23 protein-coding genes and 1 tRNA gene are annotated in these 23,347 nt (G+C 43.5%); 13 read left to right on the forward strand and 11 right to left on the reverse strand.

What is annotated here, in order from left to right:
- Window positions 1–37: 37 nt before the first annotated feature.
- Both MsAg5_RS07600 and MsAg5_RS07605 read right to left on the reverse strand, forming a co-directional pair.
- On the reverse strand, window positions 38–1,699 hold the full coding sequence (locus MsAg5_RS07600; protein WP_338100026.1) for a SulP family inorganic anion transporter: 1,662 nt from the start codon (window positions 1,697–1,699) through the stop codon (window positions 38–40).
- 187 nt (window positions 1,700–1,886) lie between these two features.
- On the reverse strand, window positions 1,887–2,264 hold the full coding sequence (locus MsAg5_RS07605) for a DUF1801 domain-containing protein (protein WP_338100027.1): 378 nt from the start codon (window positions 2,262–2,264) through the stop codon (window positions 1,887–1,889).
- A 153-nt stretch (window positions 2,265–2,417) separates the two neighbouring features.
- On the opposite strand from MsAg5_RS07605, the gene MsAg5_RS07610 reads away from it, so the two are divergent.
- The 3 genes from MsAg5_RS07610 (at window position 2,418) to MsAg5_RS07620 (ending at window position 3,676) form a co-directional block, all read left to right on the forward strand.
- Window positions 2,418–2,780, forward strand: coding sequence for a winged helix-turn-helix transcriptional regulator (locus tag MsAg5_RS07610; RefSeq protein ID WP_338100028.1), 363 nt, complete (start codon window positions 2,418–2,420; stop codon window positions 2,778–2,780).
- A gap of 148 nt (window positions 2,781–2,928) precedes the next feature.
- A complete protein-coding gene (locus tag MsAg5_RS07615) occupies window positions 2,929–3,219 on the forward strand; it encodes a hypothetical protein (RefSeq protein ID WP_338100029.1) in 291 nt (96 codons plus the stop codon).
- A 307-nt stretch (window positions 3,220–3,526) separates the two neighbouring features.
- Window positions 3,527–3,676, forward strand: coding sequence for a hypothetical protein (locus tag MsAg5_RS07620; protein WP_338100030.1), 150 nt, complete (start codon window positions 3,527–3,529; stop codon window positions 3,674–3,676).
- A 4-nt stretch (window positions 3,677–3,680) separates the two neighbouring features.
- Here MsAg5_RS07620 and MsAg5_RS07625 read toward each other — a convergent pair whose 3' ends face one another.
- The 3 genes from MsAg5_RS07625 to MsAg5_RS07635 form a co-directional block, all read right to left on the reverse strand.
- Window positions 3,681–4,295 carry a hypothetical protein gene (locus MsAg5_RS07625; protein ID WP_338100031.1) on the reverse strand — a complete coding sequence of 205 codons (615 nt, stop codon included), beginning with the start codon at window positions 4,293–4,295 and terminating at the stop codon, window positions 3,681–3,683.
- Window positions 4,296–4,575: 280 nt separating this feature from the next.
- Window positions 4,576–5,778, reverse strand: coding sequence for a hypothetical protein (locus MsAg5_RS07630; RefSeq protein ID WP_338100032.1), 1,203 nt, complete (start codon window positions 5,776–5,778; stop codon window positions 4,576–4,578).
- A 78-nt stretch (window positions 5,779–5,856) separates the two neighbouring features.
- Window positions 5,857–5,928, reverse strand: a tRNA-Thr gene (locus MsAg5_RS07635).
- Window positions 5,929–6,127: 199 nt separating this feature from the next.
- Here MsAg5_RS07635 and MsAg5_RS07640 point away from each other — a divergent pair.
- The 3 genes from MsAg5_RS07640 to hisC all read left to right on the forward strand — a co-directional run bounded on the left by MsAg5_RS07640 (window position 6,128) and on the right by hisC (window position 9,367).
- Window positions 6,128–6,811: a flavin reductase family protein gene (locus tag MsAg5_RS07640; protein ID WP_338100033.1), complete on the forward strand. Its 684-nt coding sequence runs from the start codon at window positions 6,128–6,130 to the stop codon at window positions 6,809–6,811.
- A 186-nt stretch (window positions 6,812–6,997) separates the two neighbouring features.
- Entirely contained in the window at window positions 6,998–8,173 is a 1,176-nt protein-coding gene (locus MsAg5_RS07645) for an acetylornithine transaminase (protein WP_338100034.1), read from the forward strand.
- A gap of 114 nt (window positions 8,174–8,287) precedes the next feature.
- Window positions 8,288–9,367, forward strand: a complete 1,080-nt coding sequence (hisC, locus tag MsAg5_RS07650) for a histidinol-phosphate transaminase (RefSeq protein WP_338100171.1) — start codon at window positions 8,288–8,290, stop codon at window positions 9,365–9,367.
- A gap of 546 nt (window positions 9,368–9,913) precedes the next feature.
- Here hisC and MsAg5_RS07655 read toward each other — a convergent pair.
- Genes MsAg5_RS07655 through MsAg5_RS07665 form a run of 3 tightly spaced genes read right to left on the reverse strand, consistent with a single transcriptional unit; the run spans window position 9,914 to window position 11,764 of the window.
- Window positions 9,914–10,267, reverse strand: coding sequence for a dihydroneopterin aldolase family protein (locus tag MsAg5_RS07655; RefSeq protein ID WP_338100035.1), 354 nt, complete (start codon window positions 10,265–10,267; stop codon window positions 9,914–9,916).
- A gap of 52 nt (window positions 10,268–10,319) precedes the next feature.
- Window positions 10,320–11,039: a CDP-diacylglycerol--serine O-phosphatidyltransferase gene (gene pssA / locus MsAg5_RS07660; RefSeq protein ID WP_338100036.1), complete on the reverse strand. Its 720-nt coding sequence runs from the start codon at window positions 11,037–11,039 to the stop codon at window positions 10,320–10,322.
- A gap of 26 nt (window positions 11,040–11,065) precedes the next feature.
- Entirely contained in the window at window positions 11,066–11,764 is a 699-nt protein-coding gene (locus MsAg5_RS07665; RefSeq protein ID WP_338100037.1) for a phosphatidylserine decarboxylase, read from the reverse strand.
- A gap of 158 nt (window positions 11,765–11,922) precedes the next feature.
- On the opposite strand from MsAg5_RS07665, the gene MsAg5_RS07670 reads away from it, so the two are divergent.
- A complete protein-coding gene (locus MsAg5_RS07670; protein WP_338100038.1) occupies window positions 11,923–12,447 on the forward strand; it encodes a hypothetical protein in 525 nt (174 codons plus the stop codon).
- A 369-nt stretch (window positions 12,448–12,816) separates the two neighbouring features.
- A complete protein-coding gene (locus MsAg5_RS07675; RefSeq protein ID WP_338100039.1) occupies window positions 12,817–13,281 on the forward strand; it encodes a hypothetical protein in 465 nt (154 codons plus the stop codon).
- Window positions 13,282–13,374: 93 nt separating this feature from the next.
- On the opposite strand, the gene MsAg5_RS07680 is transcribed toward MsAg5_RS07675, so the two are convergent.
- Window positions 13,375–14,133, reverse strand: coding sequence for a bifunctional nuclease family protein (locus MsAg5_RS07680; RefSeq protein WP_338100040.1), 759 nt, complete (start codon window positions 14,131–14,133; stop codon window positions 13,375–13,377).
- Window positions 14,134–14,330: 197 nt separating this feature from the next.
- On the opposite strand from MsAg5_RS07680, the gene rnhB reads away from it, so the two are divergent.
- Window positions 14,331–14,993, forward strand: coding sequence for a ribonuclease HII (rnhB, locus tag MsAg5_RS07685; protein ID WP_338100041.1), 663 nt, complete (start codon window positions 14,331–14,333; stop codon window positions 14,991–14,993).
- A 122-nt stretch (window positions 14,994–15,115) separates the two neighbouring features.
- On the opposite strand, the gene MsAg5_RS07690 is transcribed toward rnhB, so the two are convergent.
- Window positions 15,116–15,652: a GNAT family N-acetyltransferase gene (locus tag MsAg5_RS07690; RefSeq protein WP_338100042.1), complete on the reverse strand. Its 537-nt coding sequence runs from the start codon at window positions 15,650–15,652 to the stop codon at window positions 15,116–15,118.
- Between the two features lie 537 nt (window positions 15,653–16,189).
- Between MsAg5_RS07690 and MsAg5_RS07695 the strand changes: the two genes are divergently transcribed.
- The 4 genes from MsAg5_RS07695 to MsAg5_RS07710 all read left to right on the forward strand — a co-directional run bounded on the left by MsAg5_RS07695 (window position 16,190) and on the right by MsAg5_RS07710 (window position 21,508).
- Entirely contained in the window at window positions 16,190–17,524 is a 1,335-nt protein-coding gene (locus tag MsAg5_RS07695; RefSeq protein WP_338100043.1) for a COG1361 S-layer family protein, read from the forward strand.
- A 120-nt stretch (window positions 17,525–17,644) separates the two neighbouring features.
- Window positions 17,645–18,838 (forward strand): ABC transporter permease, encoded by a 1,194-nt coding sequence (locus tag MsAg5_RS07700; RefSeq protein ID WP_338100044.1) that lies wholly within the window; start codon window positions 17,645–17,647, stop codon window positions 18,836–18,838.
- A gap of 14 nt (window positions 18,839–18,852) precedes the next feature.
- Window positions 18,853–20,079: an ABC transporter permease gene (locus MsAg5_RS07705; protein WP_338100045.1), complete on the forward strand. Its 1,227-nt coding sequence runs from the start codon at window positions 18,853–18,855 to the stop codon at window positions 20,077–20,079.
- 196 nt (window positions 20,080–20,275) lie between these two features.
- Window positions 20,276–21,508 (forward strand): ABC transporter permease, encoded by a 1,233-nt coding sequence (locus MsAg5_RS07710; RefSeq protein WP_338100046.1) that lies wholly within the window; start codon window positions 20,276–20,278, stop codon window positions 21,506–21,508.
- A gap of 905 nt (window positions 21,509–22,413) precedes the next feature.
- Here the strand turns inward: MsAg5_RS07710 and MsAg5_RS07715 are convergent.
- Window positions 22,414–23,190, reverse strand: coding sequence for an ABC transporter ATP-binding protein (locus MsAg5_RS07715; RefSeq protein WP_338100172.1), 777 nt, complete (start codon window positions 23,188–23,190; stop codon window positions 22,414–22,416).
- Window positions 23,191–23,347 lie beyond the last annotated feature (157 nt).

Consider the following 23,347-nt stretch of genomic DNA (forward strand, 5'->3'; position numbering starts at 1 on the left):
AAAGAAAGAGAAAAAAGAGAAAAAGAAAAACAAATCGTTAATCTTTTTCAGCTGCCAAAATGGCTTCTTCAATCGTCCGTTTCGTGTGGCCGCTTTCAATCAGTTCATCCAGTTCGTTGCTTCGGAGATCTTGTTCCACATCCGGACGGATGCGTGCGAAATAGAAGTCGATGCCGTTATCTTGTAACGTTTTGATCAAAAATTTCAGCGAATCGCCGGCCGTCACGTCGATGTTGTTGATGCCGGAGGCGTCGACGATCACGGCTTTCGGTTTACTGGACAGCGCGCTTTCGATGCCTTTGGTGAAAATTTCAATGTTGCCGAAGAACAGGCGGGCGCCGAATCTGTAAATCAGGAATCCGTCCACCGGTTTAGCGTCTTTGTTTGAAGCCAAATCATAAAATCCGGGCTGTCCGTCGACTTTTCCCAAATAAGATTGCTTGGGCGTGGCGATGCCGCGGATGACGTCGGCAAACGACAAGATGACGCCGACCAAAACGCCGAACAAGACGCCGACGAACAAAACGCCGATGAGAGAGATGATCCAAATCCAAAATTCATCCCGGTTGTCTTTAAAAAGAACGTGCGCCAATTTGGCGTCCACGATGCCGACAACGGCGGCAATGATAATGCCGGAAAGCACGGGCTGCGGCATATAATAAAGCAGGCCGCTGAAGAAAGCAACAATGAGCGCGATAACGCCGGCGCAGACCAGGGAAACCATTTGCGTTTTCCCGTGATACTGGTCGTTGGACGCCGTACAGGACGTGCTGGTACAAACGGGGACCGTTCCGGAAATGGCGGACAGGAAGTTGCCGGCGGAAAAGGCGAAAACTTCGCGGTTTTCATCGAGTTTGTACCTGTTTTTCATGGCGAAACTTTTGGCGGTCATGAGCGAATCCGACAAAATCACGATGGCGATAATGAGTCCTGACAAAACGCCCATCGATATATTTGGGAAGCTTGCAAAGTCCGGAATGATCAGAGACGGAAGACCTTTCGGAATGGAGCCGACGATTGTCACGCCCTTTTGATCCAAGCCGAAGAAATAAGTGACGGCCGTTCCGATGACCAAAGCAACCAGTGCCATGGGCACTTTTTTGAGAAATTTCTTACCGAGATAAACAGCCAAAAATGTACCGGCCGCCAGCAAAAAAGCGTAAATGTTCAACGACGGGATTTCCGTGATAATGCCCAACACCTTGGCGAGAACGCCGCCGTCCACGGATGAAATTCCCATCGCTTTTGGAATTTGCCCGAGAATCACGGACAGCGCGATACCGGAAAGAAATCCGCTGACGACCGGCGTTGAAATATAATTGGCAAACCGCCCGGCTTTTAAAATACCGAACAGAAGCAGGAAGACGGCGGTAAAAAACGTTAAAACGGGAATGATCGCCATGGCTTCGGGCGACCCAAGCGCGACGCCGAGACTGACGACAACGGACCCGGTAATGGCGCTGGCCGCAGAATCGGCTTCAAAAATCACTTGTTTGGACGTGGCAAAAACCGCATAGCCAATCATCGGTAAAATCGCGGCGTAAAGACCGTAAATGGCCGGGAGTCCCGCCACCTGGGCGTAACCCATGGCCACCGGAATTGTGAGGGCGGCCACCACAATACCCGCAACAATATCATTTTTCAGATAGGATTTTTTGTACCCTTTCAGCGTAACGAAGACATGGTCAAATAGGGACATGGGAACCTCCGTGTCAAATTCTAAATTTGAATAAAATGATCAGAGAAAATCAATCTAAATTATATCTAACGTATTTTAATAATTTAATTTTAATAAATGTTTCTATGACAAATTTTCAGATGGTTCATTTCATTATTTCATCAATTTATCATTTCAAAAAATTATTTCAAACAACTCATTCAAACGATCATTTCAATCCGGCTTTTTCCACATCAACCGCTTCCAAAATGTAAGCTTTCAGAACCGGCTCTTTTTCAACAATTTCAGAAACATTTGCAAACCGCATTTGGCGGCCAACGCGCGTGTTGTCCCCCATTTTAACAAGAATTTGATCGGGATCGCTGAGCAAATATCCTTTGAAAAACAGAAGCGCAAAATATTCTTTAAATCCCTGAATCAGAACGATATTTCTTCCATCCGCCGTGTAGCAAGGTTTCCCCCACTTTAATTCTTCAGTCAGCCCGCAGTCGAGAATGATTTTCCTCAATGCTCTTGTTTCGTCTTGCCATCTTTGAATTTTGCCGATATAGTCGTCAACTTGTGGATTTGTTTGAATTCTCGTCATGTCAAATTATATCCATTTATTTTTATATAATTGTATGTTTTTGAAAATCTATTCTGCCGGCAACATACAAATATAAATCAAATCGGACATTAATTTCTTTTTGAAACTAAGATTCAAAAGTAAACAAACAATCCAAAGAAAAGGAGAAAAGAAATGGAGAAAATGGAAAACAGATGTCCGGTGGAAACGACGCTGTCCTTGATTAACGGCAAATGGAAACTTCTGATCCTCAAAGAGTTATCTCAAGGCCCTGTCCGTTACAATCAATTAAAAGAAAGTATTCCCGCCATCAGCACAAAAGTGTTGACGCAGCAGCTGCGTGAAATGGAATCCGACGGCATGATCATCCGCGAAGTTTTCCCGGAAATCCCGCCGCATGTGGAATATTCGTTATCGGAAATGGGCGTCAGCATTTTTAAGATTTTCGCGGAAATCCGGCGTTGGGGGCTTGAAGACGATAAAAGAAACAATCCGAAATGTTCGGATTGTCAAAGCTGCCGCCCTTATCATTTGTAAAACAACGGAACCGACGGAGACAGTAACTTTCAGGTATCCTAGCTAACAATGAGGTTTCTGCTTGCCTTTTATATTTTTCAGTGATTTTTGGATTTGACAAAGATTTGTCAAAAAACAAAATCAAATAAAAGTAAAAGGAGAACTCAAAATGCAAGTGAAAGCCTATTTAGAAATTACAATGGATATCGGCGCTGCAAACCGCCCGGCTGCTGCAAAAGTTTACACCACATACAAAGGACCGTTTTTGAAAGAAATCAAAGGCGCTTTGACCAAAGAATTGCTTGTTCGGAATGAAGACGTTCAAGTGCTTCACGGATTCGACAGCGTTGAAAACGCGACGGCTTACCTTTCCAGCGCCATGTTTCAAAACGATGTATTTGTCGGGTTGAAGGGACTTTGGGGGAAGGAACCTGAAGTCAGGATTTATGGAGTTGCTTAAATTGAGATTCGGAGGAACGGAAAGTTCCTCTGAAGATTTATTTTATTTTTAAAAATTACACCTGCAGAGATAACATTAATATAATATTTGAACACTCTTTTTTTCAGTTACCTGATTTTAGATTCCGAGGTGTAAAAATGGCAACGTCATCAATTACTGATTTGATCATTGTAGATAGCGAATAGCTACAAAAAGCTCTGAGAGAATTTGAAGATGAAAAATTCACAATGGATTGGGAACCGGTAAATGTTCACGAATTGCTTGAAGCCGGAAGAAAGTTGTTGTAAAAAATAAAGAGGTACTGGAAATGCCAACATCATCAATCACAGATGTCATAATTGTTGACAGCGAGAAACTAAAAAAAGCATTAGAAGAATTTGAAAATGAAGATTTAACGATTGGCCGATTTCGTGTCAATGCACTTGAACAATTAGAAGCCGGAAGAAAGCTATTGTAATCGGTTAAATAAATCTAAAACCTGCTTTTTTCAAATCATTGATGATGGAAATCATGTCATCATTGCCGCTGTTGACTTCCAGAACCATATTCCGAATAACTTCATCATCAAACAAGTTATGCAAATCAGAAAGAAACTTTTCTTTGCATTCGCAATTGTTGTTGAAATATGTGTTCAAATCCCCGATATGCGGTGTTTTGCTGCCGGATTCAGAAATCTTTTTTCCCCAAAGATGAACACCGGAAATAGACTCACGACAGTTCATTATGTCGCTAAATAATGTTTCCAAAAGTTCAGTTTGCCCATTCATTGTATCAATATCATGAGCGGTGCAAAGTTGAGGAACATCAAACGTAATCCTCAACTTCAATTTATTTGAAGAAATGAGATCGGATAATTCCAAAAAACTATCTGCTGCTGACAAAATGAAAGTTCCACCTTTGTAAGTAGAACCGCTTCTGTTTTCAATTAATATTTGAGTTTGCGGATACTTTTCAAGAATTAAATCTTCAAAAACAGAATATTTGTCAATGAAATCGCTCATTGACGGCGTATAATCTGAAAAAGGCGGATGGATTTCAATATATTTTGGCGGCTGATATTGATTCACCATATCCATGATAAAATAAGAAAATTCTTCAGCCCACTTTTCACTGTACCAAAGCATCGGAACGCCTTTTTTATTGGCGTCTGTGATTGTTTTGTATTTGAAAAGGTGAGGATTTTTGAATTCCCGTTTGAAATAACTGTATTCGGTATGAAGAGAATAAGGCATTTTTGGATTTATTTTATTGACGTCGAAATGACAAGCTATCTCTTCCGCTAAAAGTGAAATATCTTCCGGATATTTCTTGCTGTGGTATTTTATCATTTCAAAGAGGGGCATGAAGAATCACAAATTATTCACGTATTTTCTTTAGTTCATCCCGTTTTTCTATAATTCTTAGATTGATCTTTCCTGTATCATTTATTATTTTTTGCCTAATTTGCCTTAGCTCCAAAAGACAATAATCTTTCAATTCGTCTTCATTAAAACTTTCATCAACAACATAAACTTCCTCTTTACCTTTAGCTTTTTGAAGCCTTTCATTGACTAAATCTAATGTACCATGTTTTTTTAGGAACGACGCAAAGTATTTCTGAAAGATAGAAAGTGATTTTTCAACATCTAAAATGACTAATTCTGAGTCTAAATAAGCATATTTAGCTACTGATTCACTAAGTTTGTTTGCACATTTAATAACTTTATTCTGATAACTTTTCTTAGCTTGTTCCTCATAAGAAGATGAGATAAAGTTGAAAATAGTATCAACGTATTGATAAATAGGCCAATAAAATTTATTTAGTTGAGAAGTCATAAAATCGATATCAGATCTAATATTTTGTTCTTGAATATCTTTTCTTTGAAATTCTATCTGTTGATCTATTTGCTTCTGCTGCGTAATCATCTGTTGCTTCTGAAATTCAAATTGTTCCTTTGAATCCTTTAATGATTGTGAATTTTGATAAAACATAAAACCTGTAAAGGCAACATAAATTATTGTTGCTGCCACCAGTAGAAAGTCCATCATCCAACTAAATTCAAAAACAACATCTTCTGGTGCATAAGGACTATCATTTATCAAAATAAGATAAGCTTTTATGACAAGACCAAAAATCGCAAAGAATAGACTTAAACAGAGTGTTAAGCGATAAGCAAGCAAGAAAAAAGAATCTGTTTTTTCAACATTTTTTATAATGATCAAATCATTAGACTTCAAAATATTATTATATTGATTTTTGATTGTAAGGTATTTCAAGGCACTTATATATGAAAATAAAAGATATGAACCGTAAACAATACAGAAATACAAAAACCAATTGTATTTTTCCGCAGATCCATTCACTATTGATACGAGAGAAAACGCACCAATCATAAGTGAAATAAAAATCAGATAAAAACATCTAATCCAGTTCAAAGAAAATTCATTTTCAATAGGATTTGAAGTTATAGTTCTTTTTGTTAAAAACAAATAAACCTCGCCAACAGCAACCGGTAAAATTTCAAATAATAAAACAAACCCACCAAAGAAAATAAAATAAGAAATTAATTCATTTGTCAACTTCAACACCAATCAATAATAAGATAGAAAATATTTATAAATTTTTAAAAATTTTTATTTAAATTTTAAAATTAAAAAAGCCGCTGGGGGGACTTGAACCCCCGGCCTGCTGATTACGAATCAGCCGCTATACCGCTAAGCCACAACGGCGCTTTTTTGATGTGAAAAGAAGAAAGGGATTTGTAAGTGTCGTTTAAAATATTTAAACTATTCTTTTGAAAAACCCAAAAACCCCGTTTTTTTCTGTTTTTTTCATTTTTTGAAAAGAATCATTAAATAATTCAAACTCTAATACAGCCTTGTATTTATAAATAACAAGTTATTCAAAAAATCAAAGGGAGAAAATATTATGCCTGCCAAAAAGACAACGGAAACACAAACACAAGCTCATTCCATCGACGTTCAAACAGAAACCTGCGCCCCGGAAAAAACAACCGGACCGGATGACTTTAAATCGCTCGGCATTTCCACAAACGCGCACGTGACGCCGGTCTGGGTCATCGGGACCTACGACAAAGCCGGACGCGCGGACGCGATGACGGCCGCCTGGGCGGGCGTCGCCAACTCGGCGCCGGCTTCCATTTTTGTTGCGATCCGGCCGGGACGCTATACCTACGAAAACATCATGGAAAGACGTGAATTTACCGTCTGCATTCCGTCCGAGGAATATGCGAAGCATGCCGACTATCTGGGTATTGAAAGCGGCCGCGAGACCGACAAATTCGCTGCGGCGGGACTCACACCGGTCCGCGCGGGCAAAACCAACGCGCCGTACGTCAAAGAATTTCCGATGTACCTCGCCTGCAAATTGAAAGACCGGATGAACCTTGGCTCCCACTTTGTGATCATCGGCGAAATCATGGACGTCTGCGTTCAAGAAAAAATGCTTGACGCCGACGGAAAAGTGGACCTTGAGAAAATGAAGCCGCTCGTTTACGCGCCGGACAGTATGAAATATTTCGGCGTCGGCGACGAAATCGGACGCGCTTTCAATATCGGTAAAGAGTTTAAGAAACAAAAAAGCGACGATTAAAAATCGAAATTGGATTGTTTATTGGTTCAACAAAAACCAACCCGTGTCCGCCCGAGCGGCGGCGGCTCAAAAATAACAACAAACAACAAACCGAGAATAAGGTTTAAATCAAGCGATGAAATTTAAAAATCATTTTAAAAACCAAAATTATACAAAAATACAGTTAGAATTGTGAAGGAAAAAAACATGGATGCTGATTCAATTTACAAATCCGTCGTCGAAAAAGACGAAAAGTATGTGATGCAAACATATGGCCGCAAACCGCTTCTCTTTGTGAAAGGCGAAGGAACCACTTTGATTGACGTTTACGGGAAGCGCTACATCGACTGCGTTTCCGGTATTGCCGTGAACGCGACCGGCTACTCCAACCAAAGATTAATCAAAGCGATTCAAGAGCAGGCGGAAAATCTCATCCACATTTCCAACTACTACTACAACGTCCCGCAGGCGAATCTGGCGGAAAAAATCATTCAGATTTCCGGCATGTCGCGCGTGTTCTTCTGCAACTCCGGCGCCGAAGCCAACGACGGCGCCTTGAAGCTGGCGAAGATTCACACCAAGAAGGACAACTTCATTTCGACGCTGCACGCCTTCCACGGACGCACGATCGGTTCCCTGGGAACGACCGCGAACCAGAAATACCGCGACCCGTTCGTCCCGATGGTGAAACCGGCCACGTTCGTCGAGTACGGAGACGCAAGCGCCATTGAAAAAGCGGTCGACAAAACCATCGCCGCCGTCATTTTAGAACCGGTTCAAGGCGAAGGCGGCGTTCAGGTGCCCAAGAGCGAATATTTCAAAGAAGTCCGTGAAATTTGCGACAAAAAAGACATCCTGATGATCATCGACGAAGTTCAAACCGGATTCGGGCGCACCGGAAAATGGTTCTGTAAAGACCACTACGGCGTTCAGCCGGACATTTTGACCATGTCCAAAGCCATTGCCGGCGGCATTCCGATGGGCGCTTTTGTGGCCCGTGAAGGATTGTCGTTCGGAAAAGGCGAACACGGAACCACATTCGGCGGCAGCCCGCTTGCGTCAGCCGCGTCGCTGGCCGTGATTGAAACCATCGAAGAAGAAAATCTCATGGACAACGCAGCGAAGATGGGCGACTACCTCATGAAGAAATTGTCCGCCATGAACCGCAGCGACGTCATTGCCGTCCGCGGCAAAGGATTGCTGATCGGCGTTGAATTCGATCACGAGTGCAGTTACATCATGGACGAAGCCATCAAGCAAGGCGTTTTGGTCAACGTCACGTCCGGAAACGTTCTTCGTTTGATTCCGCCGCTCAATATCGCTAAAGAAGATATTGATCATGTGGTGGAAGTCATCGAGTCCATCAAAAAGCCGGCGCAATAACCGCAGAACAGATCAGAGAAAAGAATCTCAATCGAACAAATAATCAAAGATAAACGCCTCATTGCGTTTATCTCAAAAATCCAGACCGATATGTCCCCAAAATATCAAAATTTGATGAACAAATCCGTGGAATCTGTTCCCGAATATGTTCCGGGAAAATCAACCGCCCAAGTGGCGGCCGAATACGGACTCAATCCGAAAAAAATCATCAAGCTCAACTCGAATGAAAACCCGCTCGGACCATCCAAGAAAGTCCAAAAAGCGATTCGAAAAAGCGCCGCTGCGGCGTCTCTTTACCCGATTGCGGACGCGTCGAATTTAAGATATTCCCTTTCCAATTATACCGGCTTTCCGAAAGAAAACATTATGGCGGCCGGACCCGGCATGGACAGCATTATCGACGGCATGAACAAAATATTCGTGGCGCCCGGCGATGAAGTCGTCATTCCGGTGCCGACATTTACCTATTACGGCATTTCCGCCGCCGGCATGGGCGGCGTTCCCGTCAATGTGATGCGGGAAGCAGACTACTCTGTGAGCGTTGCTAAAATAAAAGAAGCGGTGACGGACAAAACCAAAATCATTTACGTCTGCACGCCGAACAACCCAACCGGAAACGTCATCACAGAAGCCGAGGTTCGAGAACTGGCGCAGCTGAACTGCATTCTGTTCCTGGACGAAGCATACGTCGAATTTTCGGATGCGGAAAGCCTGATGAAATTGGTGCGCGAATACGACAACATTGTCATCGGGCGGACATTTTCAAAAGCGTTCGGACTTGCCGGCATGCGGATCGGCTATGTGATCGCGCCGGAATGGATTGTTCAAAAACTGCTTTCCGTTATCCCGCCGTTTTCCGTCAGCACGCTCTCGGAAGCTGCCGCCGTTGCCGCGCTTTCCGACAAGAAACATCTCGAAAAGAGCATTGAGCTGGCAAAAGAAGGACGGCAATTTTTGATGGAAAAAATATCTGCACAGACGCCGTACAAAGCGTATCCGTCAAACGGAAACTTCATGATTGTCGACGTATCGCCAAAAACGTCAAAGGAAGCCGTGGATTTCCTGCTGAAAAATGAGATCATTGTGCGCAGCTGCGATTCCTTTGAAGGGATCGGCAAAAGTACAGTCCGAATCACCATCGGTACCCAAAAAATGAATAAACGCGTGGTTGAAGTTTTGAAGAAATTCAAATAACTTCATCCGTTTTCTTTTTTTGCTTCGGAGTCTATTTTTTTCTATTTTTGCGGCGGACACGCCCGCGCGCGTTATGGCGACATATTCTAATTTTGCGTTTTTAGAAAACAAGGTTCGATTTTTTTCGCTTCAAGCAAACCGCCCCGTAAAATCAGATGCGATCACATCTGTATTTTACGGATACCGTTGTGCAGATGCAATCTGAAATTACAAACTGTAGGTACAAATCGGATCAGAAAATATGTGTCTTGTTGGAAACAGCAGGTGCAAGCGGCAAATCTAAAAATAGTGAACAGCAGGTGCAAGCGGCAAATCTGAAAAGAGTAAACAGCAAGGTGGAAACAGAATACTGAAAATATTTTCTAACATTTTCTGTCGCTGCATCTTACTTTCAGAGCAATCCGTCAAGTTCAGTCCGCCTGACGCCTTCGGCGCCCGGCGTTCTGAACTTGTGGGCCCGTTTTGGGAAAGTGACCACACAGTCTTCCATAATTTTCCGCAGCCGCCGGGAACATGCACGTTACGGCACACATATTTAAAAAAGAATCAAAACGAGTCCTCAACTTTGTCCACTTTCATGAGCGGATAATTGAGTTTTTCATCAAATTGAAGCGACGCGAAAACCCGAACCGAATTGAACCGGACAATCAGTTTGACGTCCAGCATTTTTCCTTTCAATTCCGTATACTTAAACGTTGAATTAAGTTCTTCCGCAATCATTTTTTCATTGATACGAACAGTGACGTTTTCCGCAAAAGGCTGAACTGCAATACTTTGTTGAATCGCGGATTCAACCGCAGCCTTATTTTCAAGAGACAGCGGTGTTCCGACAAACTGGTGGTACAGCGCGCCGAGTTTAATACCGGCTTCAAAAAGAGCGTTGTCGCGATCCGTTATCATCCCATCCATCCTAAAAATGTGAATTAAAAATTAAAAATCAGAATCAACATCATCAAATGCTTTTTTTGCTGTGGCGCATAAAAGCCGGAGAAATCAAGTAGATCAGCAGCAAAAGGAAAAGAATTCCCGGGAAAAGGAAAGCCAACGCATTCGGGAAAAAGGCAGATAATACTGTCAAGGCAAAGATGAAGATCAAAATCAAGAAAGTCTTGGATTTGGTCACTTTCATGTACGGAATACTGCTGACCATCACAAATGAGAGCAACAGCATGAAAAACATCAAAATAACCGGTTCATAAGGCGTCAGCATTTGCAGGAAATCAATTGGCGGAACCGTATATTGAACATTTTCCAAAAACAAAGCCAAACATGCCAAGAAAACAGCAGCGGCTGTAATCGGAATCCCTGAATAGCCGGGCGTTTTGGAGGGAAAGGCATTGTAGCGCGCCAATCTTAAAATGCCGCACAAAAGGTAAAAAACCCCAATGACCGCGGCAATGGCGCTCCCGGAAATCGAACAGATTAAAATGACCGGCGCCACACCGAAAGAAACGGTGTCGGCGAGAGAATCAATATGTTCGCCGAGAGGCCCTGAAGATGTTCGGCGAGCGACGTAACCATCCAGTCCGTCCGCCACCGCCGCCAACAAGATATAGACAGCCGCAGCGCTGAATTCACCGGAAAGGGCGAGAAAAATTCCCCCCATCCCGAAAATGATATTGATGAGCGATACATAATCCGGCGGCTTGATCAGTTTGATTAAATTGAACACGAAAATCACGACAGGTTATAAAATAATCACAAACTTATATATTCGTTGGTATTAACGGAAATTTCAGAATGATTTGAATGATTTTCGGAGACGGAAATATCGGAATAAGAATCGGATGTTGAAATCTTGGCGATAATCGTCTCGCCGGCTTTGACTTTTTGCCATTTCTTCACTTCAATGCAAAACGACTCCGGAACCGTCACATCAACGCGCGAGCCGAATAAAATGGTCCCAACGCGCTGGTTTTGAGTGACGGAGTCCCCGCATTCGATGTAAGGACGAATCCGGCGAACCCCGGTTCCGGCGATTTGCGTGAGTTCGACAATCCCGTGCGGTGTGTCCAGAAGCGTAATAAAGCGTTCGTTGCGGTCGGAATCTTTGGTAAACGCCGGCAAATACGAACCGGCCACATGCCGGACCGACAACACTTTTCCGGGAAGCGGAGACCGGTTGACGTGAACATCCGTAATGTTCATAAAAATACACAGCTTGCGGCCCCGGATATCCACAATCCGCCCGTCCGCCGGCGATAACATATGCGTTTCGCAAATCTCGCCGTGACGTTCCGGGTCCCGGAAAAACAGAAGGAAGAAAATAAAAAGCAGAAACGCTAAAACGGATAAAGCGATCAGAACCGGAAGATGAAAAGCCAGGCTGGCCAAAAGCAAAGCGGCAAACAGAACAAAAATTGCCGATAACCATCTTTCACATCCTTTCGCCAACATAATTTCAACCGTCCGGTAAAATGCTTGGGTGAATGCCCATCATTTTTAAAAACTTATCGGAAATTCAAAAAAATAAAAGAGATTATATAAAATAAAGCCATTGATGTCAAGTAATTTATGATTTCAGATGAATATTTTACACACCCAGAGGTGAGAAGATGAAAATGAAAACAGCGTTAACCGCAATGATTCTTGTATTGGTTTTGGCGGCCGGCGTGAGCGGATGCCTTTCCGGCAATGACAACACCACCAACAACACAACCAATAACACCACAAATAATACGACCAATAACACAACCAACAATACGACAAATAACACAACAGGCAACACAACCGGTGAAAATCCGGCAAAAGTTGATTCCGTTATGATTCATTTGACCGGACGCAACGTGACGGCAACCGCCAACATAACCCTCAACAACAGTTGCCAAAAAGTGGATGAAGCGAACATGACCGTGACCGGAAATGTTTCAACCGACAAGAGTTGCACCATTTTCATTCCGCTCAAAGTCGAAGGCGACGTTTGCGCCCAGCAAATTCAAAAAGTCTACGAAGATTTCGAACTCGGAAACCTTGACCGGATGGAAGACGGCGACTACACCGTCACCATTAACGGTGTGGAAGCGGCTTTCAGAGTGAATACCGACGCCAACCGGATCAAAGGAATTTTGCAGCTCAAATGATTTTGATAAAACTTCAAAATCATTTTTCTTTTTATTGACGATTTTTTCACTCATTTTGATTCATTTTTTCATCTTTCTCCATTCTATTTTATTCATTTTTTTATTCATTTTTTTATTCATTTTTCATCTCATTCAACTTTCAATTTCCTCGTTTTTTGAGCCGGTATGCACCGCGCCCAACTTCGAAATATTATATATTTAAAAAAATAAAGAACAGAACGCGTACACTTAAATACAATCAACAAATAATATCTTATAAATATTCTTTAATTCACTTCAAATTAAAGTGAATGACAAGAATAATAGAATAATTATAGGAAATTTAATGAATAATTATTTAATTAAATAACTAAAATCAGGGTGCTTCGAATGACTCAAAAATTGAAATTAGCTTTACCCGTTTTTGCTCTCTTTGTTTTGATTATTTTGGCCGCCGCCGTGGGCGGATGTTTGGGCTCGGACAACTCAACGAAAGTAACATACCAGCCGGCACAAATCGAATCCGTTAAAGTTATCCAAGACAACGGAACGATCTACGCCATCGCCAATGTCACCATCAACGGCGGATGCCAGAGCATTGATGAACAAAACATCACCGCACCGGTTCCGGGAACCAAACCGGAAAACAATGAATTTGACATCTACATCCCGGTGAAAGTGCAAGGCGACGTCTGTACTGCCATCATCAGCTGGAAAGAAGAAACGTTTGAACTCGGACAAGTGTTCGGTTTGCCGGATGGAAACTACACAGTGGTCGTCAACGACAAAAACGCCACGTTCAACATCAAGAGCGAATCCAACACAACAAAAGTGTTTACTGTTTACGAAGAATAAATAAAATATTGAAAAACGCCCAAAAGGCGTTTCTCAACTTTTTTGAAGATTTTTTTTTCTTTTTTCATTAAAATTCTCATTTTAATTCTCATTTTAAATTTCGAAATCGGCTTCAAATTCCTCCACTTCGAAAAAATCAGTAAATTTGACATCAAGCGTTTCCTTGGTCATCCGAATCGGCGTATGCGTCCGGTAGGCCAGCGCGATGCCGTCGCCCGGACTGATGTCGAAATGAGACAAAAATTTGGACCGGGTGACCAGAACACAGCACAATTTGCCGTCTTCAACTTCCAATTCAACCGCTTCCAACAGGATATTGAATTCGGAAAAAATCGCAAGCAATACATCATACATCGTGGCCGAAGGGAATGATTTGCGCTCCATCATATATTTGATGAACAAATATTCGAAATAGCCAACGAAAACCGGCAGCACATTCTTGTCCGAATCGCGCAGAAAGATGATCGGAACCGGAAATTCTTCATGATAAAAAATACCGGCGCGCAGAACTTCAAGTTCCAGATAATCATCTTCGGGTTCAATCGACCGGTCTTTTCCGATATATTTGGCGTTGACGCCGAAAATACCGCTGCGGCTCGTGTATCCGGATTTTCGTCCAGACCGGCTGTCAGATCTGTCCCGGCTGCCGGACCGGGTGCATTCATTGTTTTTGATATTGCCGCCGCGGGAAAACATACCGTTTGCGGCGTTCTCGACATCATTGCCATAGACGTTGCGGCTGCAAATGTTGTCGCCGAATGGGTTGCCGCAGTCGTTTTCAATATTTTGATTTTGTTCGTTTCGAGCATTCTTTTTGAGTTCACGGATAATAAATTCACGATCGATGTTCATTTTAAGACCTCCTATGGTCATAAGGCAGAAAAAAGCAAAAACAGAAAAAGGTTTTTAAATAAAATCAAGAGCGATAGAATGAAAATTTATAAAATAAAATGATTGAAAAACAAAAAGAAAAAAAAGAATCAGAAAAAGAAACAAATCCTCAGTTAAAACGGTATTTATAGAATGACACGCATGTCAGTTTGACAGTTATGGCAGAACAAATCAAGTTGGGCGTGGATGAAGCCGGCAAAGGTCCCGTCATCGGACCGATGTGCATCGCCGGTGTTTGCGCAACGGAAGAGCAGGAAAGAAAACTCAAAGCGCTCGGCGTTGCGGACTCCAAAAAGCTGACGGCAAAAAAGAGAGAACAGTTGGCGCCGTCAATCCAAAAATACGTGACGAGCTGGTATGTTTTAGAAATCGAGCCGGCAAAAATCGACGACCTCCGAAACATCATGACCATGAACGAAATTATGGTGGTTGGCTTCTCCAAAGTGGTCGGCGAGTTGGCTCAAAAAACAACGGTAAACACGGCGATTTTGGACGCCGCCGACGTTAAAGAAGAACGGTTCGGCCTTCGCGTGAAAGAGGAATGCGTCAAGAAAAATCCCAAAACGGAAAACATTGAATTTATTTCAAAACACAAAGCGGACAACCTCAGTCCGGTGGTTTCGGCCGCATCGATTCTGGCCAAAGTCAGACGGGACGAATTGATTGAAGGGATTAAAAAACGAGAAGGCGTTGATTTCGGAAGCGGTTACCCATCAGATCCAAAAACGGTTGAATTTTTGGAAAAAACCGCCGGCGAAAAGAAGGAATTTCCGGATTATGTCCGAAAATCCTGGGAAACCGCCAAAAAATACAATCTGTAACTGATTCTATTCAACTCAAATTTCATTTTTTTAAACTTTTAAATTTTGAGTTCGTTTTTGAACTCATAATTTTGAGTTTATTTTTTTGAATTCATAATTTAGAGTTTATTTTTTGAATTCATTTAGTTTTTATAAGTCCGGATCGGGCACGTCATCACATAATCGTCCATCACAAAACCGCTGCCGATGTCTGTGACGAGCTCTCCGGAAATCTCAAAGCCGAGTTTTTTGTAGGCTTCGACCGAATTGTTGTTTTTGTTCACCGTCAGCCAGAAACAGGGCGCTTCAATGGTTTGATGAACCGGATTTCTCGGGATCAAACGCCGGGATTCGATTTGCGCTTGCTTGAAAAACATCTTGCCGATACCTTTTCCGCGCACTTCTTTTCGAACATAAAATTTACTGATAAAAATGCCTTTGTCGTCCGGACAAAGTCCCATGTATCCGACAAAAGCGCCGCCGTCGCAGGCCGCGTAATAAACGTAGCCGTTTGAAATGTCGGCATAAATCTTATCGGCGGACTGGAATTTGTCAAGCATGTACGCGACTTGCTCGGCGCCGATCAGCGGCGTGTAATGTTCCATCCAAATCTCCCGCGCCAACTTTGAAACAGCGGCGCATTGGTCCTTCGTTACGACTTTGATCAGCTCAACCGGCATGGTATTTCCTTCTTTTTTATAGGAACTGAAAAATATATTTAAACAATTATAATGAGCAACAAATTGTTATTGAAGGTTTTATTTGAGATTTTATTTAAATTTTATTCTCTCTTTACCCATTTAGAACTTATTTTTATCTTCATTTTTATCTTCATTTTTATCTTCATTTTTATCTTCATTTTTATCTTCATTTTTATCTCTTTTCTTTAAAAATAAAGATTTGTCAACCCATGATCTGAAAAAGGTTAACAGTCATTTATTTTTTAACTAGGCTCACATTGATTTTACAAAACATTCGTGTGGAATTGGTTTATATAGAAGGAAATCGTTGAAGCAGAAGTTTCATTTATAATAATATACACATTTATTAAAATCAGAATATATAAATAGGTGAAATTTTAATTGAATTTGAATAATAATATCACAATAGAATGATTCTATTTTATTCATTTTGAATTGATTTCATCATCCAAAAATCAAAATACTCGTCATCAACTGACCTTTAGATGTCGGCAAAAAAAATCGGGATTTGTGAAAATGGAAACAAAAAATAAACAAACAACAAACATAACGTCGGTCATCACATCAAAACGTGTGATGAGCGTTTTGAAGATATCCGTCTTGGCATTCATCGCCTTTTTAATTTTATTCCAAGGCGCATCGGCTGCAACCGGCGGCATTAAACTCACAGTCATTGACCAAGATCCGTATCCGGCTCAACCGGGGCAGCAATTCCGCCTCTGGGTTCAGGCTGAAAATATCGGATCGGGAACCATCAACAACCTGACCGTTCAAGTCAACGCCAGCTATCCGTTTTCCATCAGTTCCGGCAGTTCTTCCAAAACATATACCGACCTGTATTCCGGATCTAAAATTTACAATGAATATTTCCTCTATGTGGACCAAAACGCGACCACAGGACCTTACAATTTATCCCTCCGCTACCAGGTTGACGGCGGCAACTGGGTTGTTTCCAACTACACCGTCTACGTCGGCGGCATTATTAATATGGACAATCAAGGAACACTGATTATTGAAAATGTGACCACAACGCCGGAAGCATTCATGCCGGGCGATGAAGGAATCATTTGGGTGACATTGAAAAACAACGCAACGCCTTCCCAGTCCACCACGTCCAACAAAACCAACATTTCCAACGCCCGGATTCAATCGGCAAACTTGTATTCCGCCGATGAATTGGTCGTCACCAGCGCATCCCTTTACGATCTCGGTATTATCGCCCCGGGAGACAATATCAGTTTGCCGTTCAGGCTGACCGTTCCCGAAGGAACACCGGACGGCACCTACCTGTTGACCTTAAACGTCACCGGCAGCTCTTACGAATACAATATTAAAAGAAACATTGAAGTGACCGTGGATTCAACCGGCATCAAAGCCATTCCGTCCAAAGAACCCAAAATGAACGGCACTGACGTGGTCGTTGAAATCGATATCGTCAACTATCACCAAGGAACCATCCGCGGCGTCGTCATCGTTCCGGAACTGGAAGGCGTGGACTTCTATCCGGCGGAATATTTCATCGGCGAAATGAAACCGGATGACCTTTACACCGCCAAATTTACTGTGAAGCAGAACGGCACAAAGATGAATGATACGGCCACCATCACGTCCATTTACTACAACGGAAACAATATGCACGAGGACAATGCGACCGTTAAAATCAGCACCAGCGCAACTTCCGGCTTGGGCGGCGGCACGTCTTGGACCACCTACTTGATCATCATTGTCGTCATTGTCGCCATCGCAGCGGTCGGCGCTCACTTCTATTTGAAGAAAAAGAAAGACATCGGACTTGTCGAGTATTTGAAACAAAAGAAGGATGAGAAATTCCCGAAAAAGAAATCGGAATGATCAAACAAATCACCGATGATGAAAACGTGACGAATCACAATTGAAAAATAAAATAAATCAAAAATAAATAAAAGAGCCCCAGGACCGGATCAAATGATTAGCCTCGCCCACTGCGTCAATATGGCCATACAGAGCCTCAGAAGCTCCAAAATGCGTTCCGGCCTGACGGCTCTCGGTATTATTATCGGCATTGCCGCCGTGATTGCGACTTTTACACTCGGCAGCAGCTTCAGCGCTTATTTTACGGATGAATTGGACACGACCGGCTCTAATTACATTATTATCGCCGCGACAAAAGAGAATATTTTTTATGACCAACAACTGGCGATTGTTGAAAACACACCCGGCGTCACCGGCGCCTCCGGAGAACTTTCAGGAACCGGCGTGATCGCGTTTGCGGGGGAACAGAAAAATAAAACGGTTCTCGGGTGGGACGAAAATATCGAAGAAATTGTCTCCCTCCCGATTTATGAAGGCAATTTCATTTCAAACAACGACATGTATTCCGCAGCCATTGGGAAAAAGATTGCTCAGGAAGATTTTAGAAATGAAATCGGACTCAGAAGTACCATTGACGTGACGCTTTACAACAGCGAAACAAAGGAATATGTGACCGAGACCTTCAAAGTTAAAGGCATTCTGGGATCGGACGAAACAAATTTGATGACCGGAAACCAGGAAGACGAATGGATCGTCATTCCGATCGAAACCATGCGGAAGATGACCGGAAAAGACGATTATCAAACGCTTTACGCCATGACGGATTCCCGGGAAACGCTGAATGAAACCGATGACGAAATCACGCTTCGTTTGGCGCGCAATTTGGGCGTGTCCGACCGCGACATTTATGACAACAACACGGATAAGATTCCGTTTTTGACAACGAACCAGGCTGAAATCGTAGACGAGGTCAGTTCTTTGACCGATACGCTTCAGTGGTTCTTGCTCGGCATCGGCGGTATTTCGCTCTTGGTCGGCGCGGTCGGCATTATGAATATTATGTTGGTGACGGTCACGGAACGAACCAAGGAAATCGGAACGCTGAAGGCGCTCGGTTATTCGTCGCGGGACGTTTTGATGATGTTCGTGATTGAATCCATCATTATCAGCGCGATCGGCGGCTTTATCGGCACAATTATCGGATTATTGGTGGCGTATGTCGGCGTCAGTTATTTGGATTTGACGATGGCGGTTCCGTACTCCAGCGTTTTGTTCGGCGTCGGATTATCCATTATTATCGGTGTTTTGGCCGGCGCCCAGCCGTCGTATAAAGCGGCGAAAATGAATCCGGTCGACGCGCTTCGGAGCGATTGAGGAGCCGTGAGAAAATGATCGGATTACACCACAGTATGAAAATGGGTTTGGCCAGCTTGAAAAGCGCCAAAATGCGTTCCGGACTCACGGCTCTCGGCATTATTATCGGCATTGCGGCCGTCGTCGCGACGTTTACGCTCGGCAGCAGTTTTGGCGCCTATTTTTCAGAGCAAATCAGTTCCAGCGGCTCCAACTACATCATGATTATTTCCGAGAAGGAAAATTTATTTTTTGACCAGCAGGTGCAGGTGGTCCGAAACACGCCGGGCGTCACGGGCGCGTCGCCTGTGAACTCCGCCGCCGGCGTTGTGACGTTTATGGGCGAGGAGAAAAACGTGACGGCCATCTACGGGGTGACGGAAGATTATGCTGAAATTGCATCCATGCCGATGCAATCCGGCAGTTTCATCAGCGACAAGGATACGTCGTCGATCGTCATCGGCAAAAAGATTGCTCAAGAAGAATTCAAAAACGAGATCACCACAAGAAGCACGGTGACGCTGACGGTTTACAACAACGAGACGAAGCAATATATCACGGAAACGTTTAAGGTCAAAGGTATTTCCGGTTCCAACGAAACCAACATCATTACCGGCGGCGAGGTCGATAACGCGATTTATATTCCGCTGGACGCTGCCAAAAGATTGTCCGGGCGGGATGATTATTACATGATTTTCGCGATGACGGAGTCTTCGGACGACGTTCAGGAAGTTGCGGACGACGTTGAAGTGAATTTGGCCCGCAACCTCGGTGTTTCCGAGCGGTATTTGAACAATCCGGAATATGACGACTTGATTCCATTCATGATTATGAACCAGGCCGAAATTTTAGAGCAGGTTCAGCAAATTATTCAGACGATGCAGATCTTTTTGGCGGGCATCGGCGGCATTTCTTTGGTTGTCGGATCCGTCGGCATCATGAACATCATGCTGGTGACGGTCACGGAGCGGACCAAGGAAATCGGAACCTTAAAAGCGCTCGGTTATTCGTCCAAAGACGTTTTGCTCTTGTTCGTGACGGAAGCGATTATGATCAGTTCGGTCGGCGGCGCGGTCGGCGTATTGCTGGGTCTTCTCGCCGGATATGTCGGCGCCACCCTGATGGGATTTTCGATGGGATGGTCCATCACCGTGATTCTCGCCGGAATCGGTATTTCAATCGTCATCGGCGTGATTGCCGGCGTTTACCCGGCCAACAAAGCGGCCAAAATGAATCCGGTTGACGCATTAAGAAGCGATTGAAATCAGATGATAAGATTAAAATAATTAAAAACAAAAACAGAAAAAAACAATAACGGAAAAACAACTCAAAACATCGGACCGGTTTTATTTATAAAATCCCCTTTCCTTTTCATCGCTTTTGACAAATAATTTGTCATTCTTTTTCTCAAAAACGTCACGGAAATGGTTTTTGACTCCGGTTCGTTCGGGGGAAAAAATGATCGGTGTCGCACACAGCATGAAAATGGCTTATATCAGCTTGAAAAGTTCAAAAACGCGCTCTTTTTTAACCGCTCTCGGGATTATCATCGGGATTGCGGCCGTCGTTGGGACATGGACGCTCGGCGCCGGTTTTAACAGTTATATGACGGAACAGATCGGAGAAGACAGTTCCAATTTTATCGTGGTGGCCGCCAAAAAAGATCATTTGTTTTACGACCAGCAATTGCAGATTGTTAAAAACACACCCGGCATCACCGACGCGTCTCCGCTGGTCGGCAGCGGCGGCGTGGTTGAATTTATGGGCGAGCAAAAGAATATTTCCCAGATTTACGGTGTTTTGGAAGATTATTCGGACGTGGCGTCGGTCACGCTTTCTTCCGGCGGGTTCATCACAAACAGCGATACGTCTTCGGCCGTCGTCGGCAAAAAAATCGCGGCGGAAATGTTCAATAATGAAATTTCCGACCGGAGCACCATCAAGATCACGGTTTACAACGAAAATACGAAAGAATACGTCACGGAAACGTTTAAAGTCAAAGGAATTTCCGCTTATGAAGAGGACGGCGGCATCTTAAAAATCGGCAGTGACATTGAGAATACAATTTACATCCCGGTAAAAACCGCTCAGCGGATGACGGGACAAGACGATTACCAGGAATTTTATGCGGCGGCCGACACCGGTGAAAACGTGTCAGAGGTTTCGGACGACGTTGAGACGAATTTGGCTCGGAATCTCGGCGTTTCCGAGCGGTTTTTGAACGACCCGGGATATGAGGATTTGATTCCGTTTGTGATGATCAATCAGGCGGATATTATGAATCAAATGCAGCAACTTATCCAAACGCTTCAGACTTTTTTGATCGGCATCGGCGGCATTTCGCTGGTCGTCGGATCGGTCGGCATCATGAATATTATGCTCGTGACGGTGACGGAGCGAACCCGGGAAATCGGCACCTTAAAGGCGCTCGGTTATTCTTTAAAAGACATTTTGTTCTTGTTCGTCATTGAAGCAATCACGGTCAGCTTATTCGGCGGCGCAGTCGGCGTTTTTCTCGGTGTCCTCATGGGATACGCCGGTTCCGCCCTCATGGGTTTCCAAATGGGACTGCCGGTGACGCCGATTGTAGGCGGAATAATTTTGGCAATCATTATCGGCGTGATGGCCGGCGTTTATCCGGCCAACAAAGCGGCGAAGATGAATCCGGTGGACGCCTTGAGAAGCGATTAAGTTCACAAGAATTCCGTCGTTTCGCGAACGGTTCCCTTCGGTCGCGAAATATTTTCTTTTTTGACGGGCGGCATCGCGCGCGTTATGGCGACACATTTTATTTTTAAGCCAAGCAAACCGTTTGGATGATTTCTTTTTTTGAATCAAGTAAAACCATTTGTTCAATTTCTTTTTTGAATCAAGCGAACCCATTTGTCTAATTTCTATTTTCGAATCATACGAGCCATCCCGCTTAAACAGACGCAAAGCGTCTGTTTAAGCGGATACCGCGATAAGGAGATGGAAATTGGATGAGGAAAAGACTGTATTGTTAGAAACAGTTGATGCAAACCGGACCAGGAAAAGACTGTATTGTTAGAAACAGCAGATGCAAACCGGATCAGGAAAAGACTGTATTGTTAGAAACGGCAGATACAAACCGGACCAGGAAAAGACTGTATTGTTAGAAACGGCAGATGCAAACCGGATCAGGAAAAGACTGTATTGTTAGAAACAGCAGATACAAACCGGACCAGGAAAAGACTGTATTGTTAGAAACAGCAGATACAAATCGGATCAGAGAAAGACTGTATTGTTAGAAACGGCAGATGCAAACCGGATCAGGAAAAGACTGTATTGTTAGAAACGGCAGATGCAAACCGGATCAGGAAAAGACTGTATTGTTAGAAACAGCAGATACAAATCGGATCAGAGAAAGACTGTATTGTTAGAAACAGCAGATACAAATCGGATCAGAGAAAGACTGTATTGTTAGAAACAGCAGATACAAATCGGATCAGAGAAAGACTGTATTATTGGAAACAGTTGATGCAAACTGAAAATAAAAAACAGATTTAAAAAAGATAAAACTGAAAAAAGAAATGGCAGCCGTTTTTGGCTGCACTGTGAAATGAAGATATATTTATTCAGACGTGAATTTCAGTTTGCAAAGACGCTTCAAGCGCTTCTTTCATGTGAATGGCGTGTTCTTCCACACTTTCGTCGCTGGTGATGAGGCCGTCCTTAATCGTGACGACGCGATCGGTTTGAAGCGCCAGTTCGTTGTTGTGGGTAATCATGATGATGGTGACGCCTTTGTGGTTGAGTTCACGGAAAAACGCCATCACTTCGTCGCTTGTTTTCGAGTCTAAGTTTCCGGTCGGCTCGTCCGCCAAAATGATGGTCGGATCGTTGATGAGCGCGCGCGCGATGGCGACACGCTGGCACTGACCGCCTGAGAGTTCCGACGGTTTGTGTTTCATACGGTCTTGCAGGCCGACCAGCTTCAAAAGATCTTTCGCTTTTTGAGGATAGTCGATGTTCGGCTTTTTGCTCGCGTAAGTCGGAAGCATAACGTTTTCATAAGCGGTCAGTCTCGGCACCAGGTTGAATTGCTGGAAAATGAATCCGATTTCTTTGCCGCGCAGGTAAGCCAATTGGTTGTCGTCGAGATCGTTCACATCTTCGCCGTTGACCAAAACGGCCCCGGACGACGGGCGGTCGAGACAGCCGAGCATATTCATCAGCGTACTTTTGCCGGACCCGGACGGACCGACGATGGCCAAAAACTCGCCGTCGTAGACGTTAAAATTAATTCCCTTTAAAATCGGCACTTCTTCGTCTCCCAAAAAATAGCTTTTGTGAAGATCTTTCACTTCGACCACCGCTTTTTTGGAGGCGGATTTAGGAATTCTCGGCGCCAGCGCCGGGTTTGTTGTTTCAGTTTCGTTTGTCAAAAATAGACACCTCAATTTGATAAAATGAATCACTTAATTATATTTAAACTCAGGGATGAAAGTCCGGGAACCAAAATTCGACACGCGGAATCAAAGATCAGCGAATCGAATATAGAGTCGCAGC

Source organism: Methanolapillus africanus, from assembly GCF_032714475.1.
GTDB classification, from domain to species: domain Archaea; phylum Halobacteriota; class Methanosarcinia; order Methanosarcinales; family Methanosarcinaceae; genus Methanolapillus; species Methanolapillus africanus.